This window comes from Bacillus cereus group sp. Bc061, from assembly GCF_027715825.1.
GTDB lineage: Bacteria > Bacillota > Bacilli > Bacillales > Bacillaceae_G > Bacillus_A > Bacillus_A paranthracis.
In genome coordinates this window covers 28,294-40,470 of sequence record NZ_JAQFTZ010000018.1, presented here as the reverse complement: position 1 = coordinate 40,470, position 12,177 = coordinate 28,294, and the positions used below count along the sequence as shown (strand labels likewise).

Here is a 12,177-nt window from a genome sequence, read left to right as displayed (position 1 = left end):
TCCGGTAGCACCAGTAGCGCCTGTGTTACCTTGAGGTCCAGTGGCGCCAGTAGCGCCCGTGTTACCTTGAGGTCCAGTGGCGCCAGTAGCGCCCGTGTTACCTCGAGGTCCAGTAGCACCAGTAGCCCCCGTATTACCTTGAGGTCCAGTAGCACCAGTAGCCCCCGTATTACCCCGAGGTCCGGTAGCGCCAGTAGCACCGGTAGCCCCTGCTGGCCCAGTAGGTCCAGTAGGTCCTTGAATGAATGAAGCAGAATTAACTAGAGCGGTTTGTAATGCTGCGATTAATTTAAGAAGCTCTTGAAGTGTGCAAGGGTCAATTCGGAATAGTTTTGTAATGGATAGTAAATAATTAATTAGATTTTGAAGCTCGATAAATACAGCGCTTGCTACGAAAGTTGGATTTTTTAATATAGTTATTAAGTTTTTAATAATAGCTAACCCTTGTGCTTTCAGGGAGGAAGTAGCATCTAGTGAACAAATAAATTTACTTAGTAGGTTCAATGTATCAATTAGATCTTCAATATTTTGGGGAGATGGATTTGCGAAAAGTTTTGGGATTATTTTTGTTAAATCGATAATGATTGCGCGGAATGTTCTAAGTTGTGCCTTAGTAACTGGGATTGATGGAGTATTTGGAATTCGTCCAGCGCTACTTGGAAAGCATGGTTTGGAGAATTTGTTCTGACTGTCGTTATAATGAGACATTAAATCTCTCCTTTCTAATGAGGATATGAACGAAACTCATCATAGTAGATGCAAAAATTAGTTAAATGGTCATAGTAAAATCGTTTGTTTGAAGAAAAAATAGAAAAAACGCCTTATAATAAGGCGTTTTTTCTATTTTCTGCGTATTGATAATATCGTTTTAGTGAAATCTTTGATTTGAAGCCAGCTAGCTTTATAATTTCTGACTCCGGAGTTTCTTTTTTTATTAAGTTTAAAATATAGGTGTTACGAAAGTGTTGTCCTGAGATTCCTTTGCGTAAATTAGCTCTGGATACTTCAAGGCGAATCATTTTTTGGATAGCGATTTCTGTTAATCCCTTCGGTGCATCATTTTCGTATACCCATCTATATGTTCCGCGATTAAAATCGAATGCGACAAATAATGGGTCATTACTATGATATTTTGGACGAACGGGTTCGGGGATGCTTTTGTAATAAGTATATAGTTGTTTTTTGTCTTCGCTAGTTAAAGTAATTGTTCTTTCTACTCCTGCGGTTGCAGGTATAGATAATGTGTTAGTTTCAAAGTGGACGTGATGCATAGTTAATGCTGTAAGTTCCTGTAAGGATAATCCATAGTCAATTAATAAATTTAAAATAGCGATATTACGATCCATCAATAAAGGGCGTACAGGACGTTGTTTTTCTGAAAGTCCTTCTAATGAAGTGACTATATGTTTTAATCTTTTTTCTTCATCAGATGAAATGAAATCTTCATTGCGGAGTGTGCGGTCTGGTTGAATAGAAATTTCCATGTTCTTTAATGGGTTGGGAATATTTAGAAAGTGATGCATTCGATTTAATACAATGAATACACGGTGCATCGTTTTCTCTGAGTAATGTCGATTCTTTTTTAAGTCGGAAAAGTAATCTTCGTAGTCTTTTGTACAAAGTGTAGCCCATATATTACTGGAAGGGAGCTTTTTGTTTTTTTCTAACCAATGTCCGAAATCTTCAATGTCATAAACATAACGTTTAATGGTTGAAGGTTTTCGGCCTTTATTCAATAAAAAAATAGAAAAGGCTTGTATTGTATCATGGAATTCCGTTGTCTCCATAGTCCCACCACCTTCATTATTTCTTTTATTATAGCAAACTTTTCTGAAAATAGTCATTTGCAAAGGAGACAAGAATAATAATATTTGGTGAGTGGATAAAATGAGGTGATTGTATGGAACAATCGATGCGAAAGAAAAATAATAATCAAATTAACATTGTGTTAAATCATCGAAAGAAAATTTCTTTACCGGCTGCAGAAAATAAAACAGTAATTTCAAATGAAACTACTACGAAACATGAGATGCTGCAAAGAATTGAAGAAGAGATGGGAAAACTCGTTGGGATGGATGATATAAAAAAGATAATAAAAGAAATATATGCTTGGATTTATGTGAATAAAAAAAGACAAGAAATAGGATTGAAGTCTGAGAAGCAAGTACTCCATATGTTGTTTAAAGGCAATCCGGGTACAGGCAAGACAACTGTTGCTAGAATGATAGGAAAATTGTTATTTGAGATGAATATTCTATCAAAAGGGCACTTAGTTGAAGCTGAACGTGCAGATCTTGTAGGAGAGTACATCGGTCATACGGCTCAAAAAACAAGAGATTTAATAAAAAAAGCAATGGGGGGAATTTTGTTTATTGATGAGGCTTATTCATTAGCACGAGGGGGAGAAAAAGATTTTGGAAAAGAAGCAATTGATACGCTCGTAAAACATATGGAAGATAAACAACACGGTTTTGTATTGATTTTAGCTGGATATTCCAGAGAGATGAATCACTTTCTTTCATTGAATCCAGGACTGCAATCTCGTTTTCCGTTTATAATTGAGTTTGCGGATTACTCAGTAAATCAGCTGTTAGAAATAGGGAAGAGGATGTATGAAGAACGTGAATATCAGTTATCGAAAGAGGCTGAATGGAAATTTAGAGATCATTTACATGCTGTAAAGTACTCATCGCAAATTACATCCTTTAGTAATGGACGATATGTTCGGAATATTGTTGAAAAATCAATTCGTACACAAGCTATGCGGTTGTTACAAGAGGATGCGTATGATAAATATGATTTGATTGGAATATCAAGTAGTGATTTGATGCTTGAAGAGGAGACGCACAGTACGTAAACTGTGCGTCTGTTTTTTTATATAAGTGCTCTACTATTTTTTTGCTTTTTCTTGATAAGATTTATGGAAACGTTCCATTTTAGCGCTTTTTTCGTGTGCAGAATTAGGATCATGTCCAATTTGACCTACTGAGCTTTTTTGAGCCCCTTTATTCACATGGTTTGTCATTTGTGTTCACCTCGCTTTGAGAATTAGTATAAACATTATGTAAGGAAAAACTCGTTAGAAAAGAAAAACCTCTTTACGATCTGTAAAGAGGTTGGATTGCTATTTATGCATTGAACGTTCGTTTGTGTCGATGCGTCTATGCGGTAAATGCCATTTGTAATGAATAGAAACCATGCGGAAGCAAACAATTAAAATGAATAAGGTGTATAGAGCCCAATCGCTAACAATAATTTGAGCGCCGATTAAGAAACCTGCCAGAATCGTCCAAAAAGCATATACATCAGCTCGAAGAACGAGAGGTTTTCTACGGGCTAAAAGATCGCGGATAATACCGCCTCCAATGCCAGTTAAAACGGCTGCTACGATTGTAGCGCTAATTGGTAAATTTAATTTTTGAGCGTATAATGCCCCTTGTACGGCAAATGCTGATAAGCCGATAGCATCAGTGATGTTTTCCCACTTTTTCCAGTGTCTAATTAATTTATTTGGAAAAAGAAAAATAATCGTCATTGATAAAAGTGCGATTTGGAATAACATGTCTTGTTGCCAAAATGCGACAATCGGATAACCAATTAATAAATTACGAAGGGCACCTCCCCCAAATGCGGTTGCCATTCCTAAAATATACACCCCGAAAATATCATAATCCTCTTCCATTGCAACAATAGCCCCGCTTAATGCGAAAGCAATTGTGCCTATGATGCTAAAAATCTCCCATGCCATGAATTTTCTCCCCCGCTAACTAGATGAAATGTGCTTCCTCTGCTATTATATTAGAAGGTTTAAATTTCGAAAAGGATGAGTGAACATATTTGATGGAAGAAAAAGAGAAAGTCATATTAGTGGGCTGTCAATTGCCGCAAGATGATGATGAAAAATTTATGCATTCCATGAAAGAACTTGCATCATTAGCGAAAACTGCACGAGCAGAATTGTTAGTGTCTACAACGCAAAAACGACCGAAGTTTCATCCGGCGACTTATATAGGTAAAGGTAAATTAGAAGAGCTTACAATGTTAACTGAAGAACTAGAACCGGATGTTATCGTATTTAATAACGAATTAACACCGAGTCAAATTCGGAATTTATCCGCAGTATTAGATGCGAGGGTAATTGATCGAACGCAACTCATATTAGATATTTTTGCGCAACGTGCGAAGTCGAGAGAAGGGAAGCTTCAAGTAGAATTAGCTCAGTTGCAATATACAATGCCGCGTCTTATGGGGCAAGGATTGTCTTTATCACGTCTTGGTGGTGGTATTGGAACGAGAGGGCCAGGTGAAACGAAACTTGAGACTGATCGTCGTCATATTCGAGCGCGCGTTGATGAAATAAAGAAGCAACTTGCAGTTGTTGTGGAACATCGAAAAAGATATCGTGAGAGAAGAAAAGATAATAAAGTATTTCAAGTTTCGTTAATAGGATATACGAATGCGGGAAAATCTACACTGTTTAATAGATTAACGGAAGCTGATACGTTTGAAGAAAACTTGTTGTTTGCAACACTAGACCCGACAACAAGGAAGATGCCGCTACCTTCTGGTTATACAGTATTACTAACTGATACAGTTGGTTTTATACAAGATTTACCTACGTCATTAATTGCTGCATTCCGTTCGACGTTAGAAGAAGCTGGTGAAGCGGATGTTATTTTGCATGTTGTGGATTCTGCAGATCCTAATTATGTAGGGCATGAGAAAACAGTAAAACAATTATTATCAGAACTCGAAATAAATCATATTCCTATTATTACGTTATATAATAAAAAAGATGAATTACATCAAAACTTTATTCCGTTTCCGAAAAATGACTTCTTAATGACTAGTGCTTTTGAAGAAAAGGATCTATTACATATAAAAGAAGCGATAGAAACGAAAATGAAGGAAGAAATGAATCGTTATCAAGTGGAGATTCCTCCGAGTGAAGGTAAGTTATTAACTCTATTAAAGACGGAGACGCTATTAACAAAAATGGAGTTTTTGGAAGATAAATTTGTATATGATTGCGCGGGGTATATTTTTGCTCATTCATCGCTTAATGTACAATTAAAGAGATTTTTAGTGGAAGAAGGAGAAAATAAAAATGTTTGATCGTTTGAAAAATGGAGAAAAAATTGCTCCAATCGTAAAAGAAGTAGAGAGCCAAATTACAGAAGTACATAAACGTGCGGATGAAGTAATTGAAAGTAATCAGTTTCGTGTGTTAGAAAGTTTTCGTAAACATAAAATTAGCGATTCACATTTTATTCCAACGACAGGTTACGGTTATGACGATATTGGTCGTGATACGTTAGAAAAAGTGTATGCAGATGTATTTGGAGCGGAAGCTGGTCTTGTTCGTCCGCAAATTATTTCAGGTACTCACGCAATTTCAACAGCGCTATTCGGTATTTTACGTCCGGGAGATGAGTTATTGTACATCACTGGTAAGCCGTATGATACGTTAGAGGAAATTGTTGGTGTACGCGGAAAAGGTGTAGGGTCATTCAAAGAATATAATATTGGTTATAATGCAGTTCCGCTTACTGAAGAGGGGCTTGTTGATTTTGGAGCTGTTGCGGCTGCCATTCATAGTAATACGAAAATGATCGGTATTCAGCGCTCAAAAGGTTATGCTACTCGTCCGTCGTTTACTATTTCTCAAATTAAAGAAATGATAGCGTTTGTTAAAGAAATTAAACCGGATGTTGTCGTGTTTGTAGATAACTGTTATGGTGAGTTTATTGAAGAGCAAGAGCCATGTCATGTTGGTGCAGATTTAATGGCAGGTTCGCTTATTAAAAACCCGGGTGGGGGAATTGTTAAAACTGGTGGTTACATTGTTGGTAAAGAACAGTATGTTGAAGCGTGTGCATATCGTTTAACATCTCCAGGAATCGGTGCGGAAGCAGGGGCATCTTTATACAGTCTGCAAGAAATGTATCAAGGTTTCTTCTTAGCGCCGCATGTAGCAGGGCAAGCGCTAAAAGGTGCGATTTTTACAGCTGCATTTTTAGAAAAGTTAGGAATGAATACATCACCAGCGTGGAATGCACCAAGAACAGATTTAATTCAATCTGTTCAATTTGATGACAAAGATCGCATGATTGCATTCTGCCAAGCAATTCAATATGCATCCCCGATTAACTCTCACTTCACTCCATATGCCAACTATATGCCGGGGTATGAAGATGATGTAATTATGGCTGCGGGAACGTTTATTCAAGGTGCAAGTATTGAATTGTCGGCTGATGGTCCAATTCGTCCGCCTTATGTTGCTTACGTACAAGGTGGGCTAACTTATTCGCATGTGAAGATTGCGATTTGTTCTGCAATTGATGCATTAATTGAAAAAGAATTATTAACAATTTCTTAAAGGGAAGCTGTCGATTTCGACAGCTTTTTTCGCGTGAAAGTAATGATTTATTTCATTAGAAAAAAGAATGAAAAAACTTTTAAAAAAAATCATGTAAGAAAAGCTAACATCTATTGACATCAAACATAACATGGTATAAAATGAGAAGCAGTTAAGGCGAAGGAGGAACTGAAACGATGAAAGAAGATAGACGTTCTGCCCCGCTGTTTCCTATTGGTATTGTTATGGATTTAACACAATTATCTGCACGTCAAATTCGCTACTATGAAGAGCATAATCTTGTTTCTCCAACCCGTACAAAGGGGAATCGTAGATTATTTTCATTTAACGATGTAGATAAGTTGTTAGAGATTAAAGATTTATTAGATCAAGGCTTGAATATGGCTGGTATTAAACAAGTGTTACTAATGAAAGAAAATCAAACAGAAGCAGTGAAAGTAAAAGAAGAAACGAAAGAAATTTCAAAAACTGAGCTTCGCAAAATACTTCGAGACGAACTACAACATACAGGTAGATTTAATCGAACTTCATTGCGACAAGGTGATATTTCAAGGTTTTTTCACTAAAGAGAACTGATTCTGAAGGTGTTTAGAGGGACTAAGGAGGAATTTATAATGGCTAGGTACACAAAAGAAGATATTTTCCGTTTGGCGAAAGAAGAGAATGTAAAGTATATACGTTTACAATTTACGGACCTTTTAGGAGTAATTAAAAACGTAGAAATTCCAGTGAGCCAATTAACAAAAGCTCTTGATAACAAAATGATGTTTGATGGATCTTCTATTGAAGGTTTCGTACGTATTGAAGAATCTGATATGTACTTATATCCAGACTTAGATACTTGGGTGATTTTCCCTTGGACAGCTGAAAAAGGTAAAGTAGCTCGATTGATCTGTGATATTTACAATGCAGATGGCACTCCATTTGAAGGGGATCCACGTAACAATTTAAAACGTGTATTAAAAGAAATGGAAGCTTTAGGATTCTCAGATTTCAATCTTGGACCAGAGCCAGAATTCTTCCTATTCAAAGTAGATGAAAAAGGAAATCCAACATTAGAATTAAACGATAACGGTGGATACTTCGACCTTGCGCCGATGGATCTAGGGGAAAACTGTCGTCGTGATATCGTTCTTGAACTTGAAGAAATGGGCTTTGAAATTGAAGCGTCTCACCATGAGGTTGCTCCAGGGCAGCACGAAATTGACTTCAAATATGCAAATGCAATTCGTTCATGTGATGACATTCAAACATTCAAACTTGTTGTAAAAACAATTGCTCGTAAACACGGTTTACACGCAACATTTATGCCAAAACCATTATACGGTGTGAACGGTTCAGGTATGCACTGTAACTTATCACTATTCAAAAATGGTGAGAACGTATTCTATGATCAAAACGGTGACTTACAATTAAGTGATGATGCTCGTCACTTCATCGCAGGTATTTTAAAACACGCACCAGCATTTACAGCGGTGGCAAACCCAACTGTAAACTCTTACAAGCGTTTAGTACCTGGATACGAAGCTCCTTGTTACGTAGCATGGTCTGCACAAAACCGTAGTCCATTAGTACGTATCCCTGCATCTCGTGGTATTAGTACACGCGTAGAAGTACGTAGTGTTGACCCAGCTGCAAACCCATATTTAGTAATGGCTACATTATTAGCAGCAGGTCTTGATGGAATTAAAAACAAATTAACTCCACCAGCTGCAGTAGATCGTAACATCTACGTAATGACAAAAGAAGAGCGCGAAGAAGCAGGTATCGTTGACTTACCAGCAACATTAGCGCAAGCTTTAGTTACATTACAATCTAACGAAGTAATTAGTAACGCATTAGGAGATCACTTACTTGAGCACTTCATCGAAGCGAAAGAAATTGAGTGGGATATCTTCCGTACGCAAGTTCACCAATGGGAACGCGATCAATATATGTCTCTTTACTAAGAGGTGAGGAGCCCTGATACTACGGTATCAGGGCTTTTTTATTTGTTGGCAATATAGGTGTTAGTTGAAATGAATTGAATAGATGTCTGAAAAAATTATGACGGTATTTAAATTTCTATTCCATATCTTTAATGTAACGTGGTGAAATTCGAATTGTTTTGTGTTCCAAAAGGGTGGATAAGTAAAAGTAACATGCGTAATATCTATGGATATAAAAAATTGAATGATATGTTGTGTTCGGTATTGGATATGTTTCATACTAAAGTTCGAGTGTTTAAAAATATAGTACCTTGCAATAAACAATACTAAGTGGTATATTATGGATAAGGAAGGTACTGTGTATTGAACAGTACTGAAATGAGAAAGGGGGATTGTCCTTGAACGTTCAGTTTAAAAAAGGTGTGTTAGAACTATGTGTACTGGCACTTGTGAAACGTAAGGATTGTTACGGCTATGAACTTGTTCAGCAAATCTCAAATAAATTTTTAATATCGGAAGGGTCAGTATATCCTTTATTACGCCGTTTAACGAAGGAAGGATATTTTCAAACGTATTTAAAAGAATCTACGGAAGGACCACCTCGCAAATATTATCAACTAACTGAGCAAGGGGAAACGCAACTGAATTTGTTAGTAACAGAGTGGCGTGATTTTGCGAAAGGTGTACAAGAAATTATTGAAGGGGTGGAATGGGATGAGTAAAGAACAGTTTCTTAATGAATTATCAAGTCATCTTAGAAAGTTACCGGACGAAGAGAGGAAAGATATTTTATTTGATTATGAAGAGCATTTTCAGTTTGGGATAGAAGAGGGGAAAACTGAATCGGAAATAATAAAGGGTCTTGGCTCTCCGAAAGTAATTGCAAAAGAATTACTTGCGATGTATCGATTTGATGAAATGAAAAAAGATCCGTCAACTTCAAATGTGACAAGAGCTGTCATGGCAGCGATTGGACTTAGTTTGTTTAATTTCATTATTGTATTAGGCCCGTTAGTTGCAATTATCGCTTTTATATTCTCTTTTTGGGTCGGTGGGATTGTTAGTGTAGTTACACCATTTTTCGTTATTGGAAAAGTATTTATGGGTACATTTATATGGTTAGATGTATTCGTAAGTATAACATTTGTTGGGATAGGTTTGTTGTTATGTATTATCGCTTATTATAGTACGAAGTGGTTTAAAAGGTTATGTGTACGTTATGTCATATGGAACTTCAAAATGATAAAAGGGGAGTAGATGATGAAAAAAATATTGTTAGTAGCGATCGCTTGTATCATTATTGGAGTAATAGGAATTTCACAAACATATGAAAAAGCAGTGCAAACTGCAGAAAAAGGAAACAAAGAAGATATAATTAAAAACGAAACACTAAAAAATATAGAAGTTAAGTTAGATGTCGGGGATATTGTTGTCCAAAAATCTCCTGACGCTTCTTTTTATGTAAAGCAATTAGGAGATGCGCGTAAACAAGAGATTCATATTACTGAAGATGGTGACACATTAAAAATCATTGGGGAAAGAGAAAAAGGTGCTTCATTTGATTTTTCTTTTTACGATTTTAGGTTTCAAACGTCTACATTGACTCTCCTTGTGCCTGAACGCTCTTACCAAGATGTAAAAGTAAATTCATCTGCTGGACAAATTGAAATAAGTGATGTGAAAAGTGACCGTGTAAGTGCTAGAACACTTACTGGAGAAGTGGATTTGAAACATGTAACGGCTAAGAATGTGGAGGGATCTACAAAAGCTGGTGAAGTAAACTTTAAAAAAGTAATAGGGAAAGTGACTGCAAAAACGACCAGTGGGGAAATAAATATTCTAGATCATGATTCTAAGTACAATCTAGAAGCAAGTTCAACTGCGGGAGATGTAAATATTACTTTATCGGAAAAACCAAAAGATGCGGTAATTACTGGGCAAAGTGCTGCCGGGGATGTAACAATTTTTAATGAAGAAAATAAAGACGTAACGATTGGTAATGGGAGTAAAAAGATTAGCGGTAAAACAGCTGCGGGCGATGTGACGATTGAAACGCGTTCGTAAGAAATAGAATGTGTGAAAATCTATCAAAATACAAAAAAGAAGATAATTACCTTATATAAATAAGGTAATTATCTTCTTTTTTATTCTTAATGTAAATCACGATATACGCCAATTACTTTACCGATAACTGACACTTGCTTTAAAATAATAGGTTCTAATGAAGAGTTTTCCGGTTGTAGACGGAAATGGTCTTTTTCTTTATAGAAACGTTTAACAGTTGCTTCATTATCTTCTGTTAAAGCGACTACAATTTCACCATTATATGCAGACTGTTGTTGGCGAACAACAACTAAATCTCCATCGAAAATACCAGCTTCAATCATACTATCTCCAGAAATACGTAACATAAACACTTGATCTGCTCCTGCGACAATGCTAGCTGGAAGAGGGAAGTGTTCCTCAACGCTTTCGACTGCTGTAATTGGTAATCCAGCAGTAACTTTCCCGACAATTGGAACTTGAATAACAGATTGTGTTTCTGTATCCATTCGGTCTTCACCTAAAATTTCAATTGCGCGTGGTTTTGTTGGATCGCGTCGAATGTATCCTTTTTCTTCTAATCTTGATAAATGTCCGTGCACTGTAGAACTAGAAGCGAGGCCGACTGCTTGGCCAATTTCACGTACGGAAGGTGGATATCCTTTTTCTTGTACTTTTAGCTTAATAAAGTCGAGAATGTCTTGCTGGCGTTTCGTTAACTTTTCCATGTTTTCTAACACCTCGTTTTCTTTCATTTTTCTTATTAATAAGTATAACATGTGAAAAAACATTCTACAAACATAAGTTCGAACAAAAGGCGAATTTATGTTACACTAAAGGGAAATTATAGTGAGAAAGAGGGGTTCATAATGAATGCAATTATTTATGCGCGTGTGAGTACAACAAAAGAAGCGCAAGAAACATCATTATTACGTCAAAAAGATGAATTATTGCATTTAGCGGAGCGCTATCAAATGAATGTTACTAAGGTGATTGAAGAGCAGGCTAGTGGCTATACAATTGAACGTGATGGCATATTAGAAGTGCTAGATACAATTCGAGATGAACAAATTGATGTGCTACTTATACAAGATGAAACGCGCCTTGGTAGGGGGAATGCAAAGATTGCGTTAATGCACTGTTTACATAAAGAAGGAATAAAAGTATATACGCATACACATAATGGTGAATTGCAATTGTCGGATTCTGATTCAATGGTATTAGATATTATTGGTATTGTTGAAGAGTATCAAAGAAAGATTCATAATTTAAAAATTAAACGTGGTATGCAACGAGCAGTAGAAAAAGGCTATCGTCCAGAAAATAATTTAAAGAATCGTCATTTAAGTGTAGGACGAGAGAAGAAAGAAGTGCCAATTGAGGAAATTGTACGTTTACGTAAGAGTGAACTTACTTTCGAAGAAATTGCAGCAACACTACGTGGCTTTGGTCATAATGTTTCAAAAGCGACGGTACATCGTAGATATGTAGAGTATACAAAGCAATTGCTTGATAAAGAAGAGTAACTATTGTATGATAATAATCAGTTTTGAGTAGAAGGGGGATTCGAGATGCTTAGTCACGAACTCGTTGAACGCATTAACTTCTTAGCGAAAAAAGCAAAAGCTGAAGGTTTAACTGAAGAAGAACAACGTGAGCGTCAATCGCTACGTGAACAATATTTAAAAGGATTTCGTCAAAATATGTTAAACGAACTAAAAGGAATTAAAGTCGTTAACGAACAAGGTACTGATGTTACACCGGCGAAATTAAAAGCTTTAAAAAAGCAAGATAATGCAAAATTAAACTAAAAGATGGGCGAAGCCC

General features: G+C 36.4%; 15 protein-coding genes. 10 read left to right on the top strand and 5 right to left on the bottom strand.

The window, feature by feature from the left end:
* Together PDQ40_RS27285 and PDQ40_RS27280 are read right to left on the bottom strand one after the other, a co-directional pair.
* Nucleotides 1–708, bottom strand: a 708-nt coding sequence (locus tag PDQ40_RS27285; protein ID WP_242302594.1) for a collagen-like protein, incomplete at its 3' end; no start/stop codon positions are given.
* A gap of 113 nt (nt 709–821) precedes the next feature.
* Entirely contained in the window at nt 822–1,787 is a 966-nt protein-coding gene (locus PDQ40_RS27280; RefSeq protein WP_000450313.1) for a tyrosine-type recombinase/integrase, read from the bottom strand.
* Between the two features lie 113 nt (nt 1,788–1,900).
* Here PDQ40_RS27280 and spoVK point away from each other — a divergent pair, with 113 nt between their 5' ends.
* A complete protein-coding gene (spoVK, locus tag PDQ40_RS27275; protein ID WP_000438181.1) occupies nt 1,901–2,857 on the top strand; it encodes a stage V sporulation protein K in 957 nt (318 codons plus the stop codon).
* A 33-nt stretch (nt 2,858–2,890) separates the two neighbouring features.
* Here the strand turns inward: spoVK and PDQ40_RS27270 are convergent, their stop codons facing one another.
* Together PDQ40_RS27270 and PDQ40_RS27265 are read right to left on the bottom strand one after the other, a co-directional pair.
* Entirely contained in the window at nt 2,891–3,025 is a 135-nt protein-coding gene (locus PDQ40_RS27270; RefSeq protein ID WP_000181496.1) for a hypothetical protein, read from the bottom strand.
* 99 nt (nt 3,026–3,124) lie between these two features.
* The gene (locus tag PDQ40_RS27265) at nt 3,125–3,748 is read right to left on the bottom strand and encodes a trimeric intracellular cation channel family protein (protein WP_000312265.1); all 624 of its coding nucleotides are present in this window, start codon (nt 3,746–3,748) and stop codon (nt 3,125–3,127) included.
* 92 nt (nt 3,749–3,840) lie between these two features.
* Between PDQ40_RS27265 and hflX the strand changes: the two genes are divergently transcribed.
* The 7 genes from hflX (at nt 3,841) to PDQ40_RS27230 (ending at nt 10,371) form a co-directional block, all read left to right on the top strand.
* Nucleotides 3,841–5,115 (top strand): GTPase HflX, encoded by a 1,275-nt coding sequence (gene hflX / locus PDQ40_RS27260; protein WP_000391389.1) that lies wholly within the window; start codon nt 3,841–3,843, stop codon nt 5,113–5,115.
* Complete coding sequence (locus tag PDQ40_RS27255; RefSeq protein WP_000460296.1) at nt 5,108–6,379, top strand: methionine gamma-lyase family protein; 1,272 nt, start codon at nt 5,108–5,110, stop codon at nt 6,377–6,379. The genes hflX and PDQ40_RS27255 overlap by 8 nt, the downstream gene beginning before the upstream one ends.
* Before the next feature lie 176 nt (nt 6,380–6,555).
* On the top strand, nt 6,556–6,945 hold the full coding sequence (glnR, locus tag PDQ40_RS27250; RefSeq protein WP_000656783.1) for a transcriptional repressor GlnR: 390 nt from the start codon (nt 6,556–6,558) through the stop codon (nt 6,943–6,945).
* 48 nt (nt 6,946–6,993) lie between these two features.
* On the top strand, nt 6,994–8,328 hold the full coding sequence (gene glnA / locus PDQ40_RS27245) for a type I glutamate--ammonia ligase (RefSeq protein ID WP_000135330.1): 1,335 nt from the start codon (nt 6,994–6,996) through the stop codon (nt 8,326–8,328).
* A gap of 377 nt (nt 8,329–8,705) precedes the next feature.
* Nucleotides 8,706–9,029 carry a PadR family transcriptional regulator gene (locus PDQ40_RS27240; RefSeq protein WP_001102620.1) on the top strand — a complete coding sequence of 108 codons (324 nt, stop codon included), beginning with the start codon at nt 8,706–8,708 and terminating at the stop codon, nt 9,027–9,029.
* Complete coding sequence (locus tag PDQ40_RS27235; protein WP_000032410.1) at nt 9,022–9,564, top strand: DUF1700 domain-containing protein; 543 nt, start codon at nt 9,022–9,024, stop codon at nt 9,562–9,564. Before PDQ40_RS27240 ends, PDQ40_RS27235 begins: the two co-directional genes overlap by 8 nt.
* Nucleotides 9,565–10,371: a DUF4097 family beta strand repeat-containing protein gene (locus tag PDQ40_RS27230; RefSeq protein WP_000976123.1), complete on the top strand. Its 807-nt coding sequence runs from the start codon at nt 9,565–9,567 to the stop codon at nt 10,369–10,371. It begins immediately after the preceding gene.
* Between the two features lie 86 nt (nt 10,372–10,457).
* On the opposite strand, the gene lexA is transcribed toward PDQ40_RS27230, so the two are convergent.
* Nucleotides 10,458–11,078 carry a transcriptional repressor LexA gene (gene lexA, locus PDQ40_RS27225; protein ID WP_000413738.1) on the bottom strand — a complete coding sequence of 207 codons (621 nt, stop codon included), beginning with the start codon at nt 11,076–11,078 and terminating at the stop codon, nt 10,458–10,460.
* A gap of 141 nt (nt 11,079–11,219) precedes the next feature.
* Here lexA and PDQ40_RS27220 point away from each other — a divergent pair, with 141 nt between their 5' ends.
* Nucleotides 11,220–11,876 carry a YneB family resolvase-like protein gene (locus tag PDQ40_RS27220; protein WP_000991471.1) on the top strand — a complete coding sequence of 219 codons (657 nt, stop codon included), beginning with the start codon at nt 11,220–11,222 and terminating at the stop codon, nt 11,874–11,876.
* Between the two features lie 45 nt (nt 11,877–11,921).
* On the top strand, nt 11,922–12,161 hold the full coding sequence (locus tag PDQ40_RS27215; RefSeq protein WP_000948565.1) for a DUF896 domain-containing protein: 240 nt from the start codon (nt 11,922–11,924) through the stop codon (nt 12,159–12,161).
* The last annotated feature ends 16 nt before the right edge of the window (nt 12,162–12,177 follow it).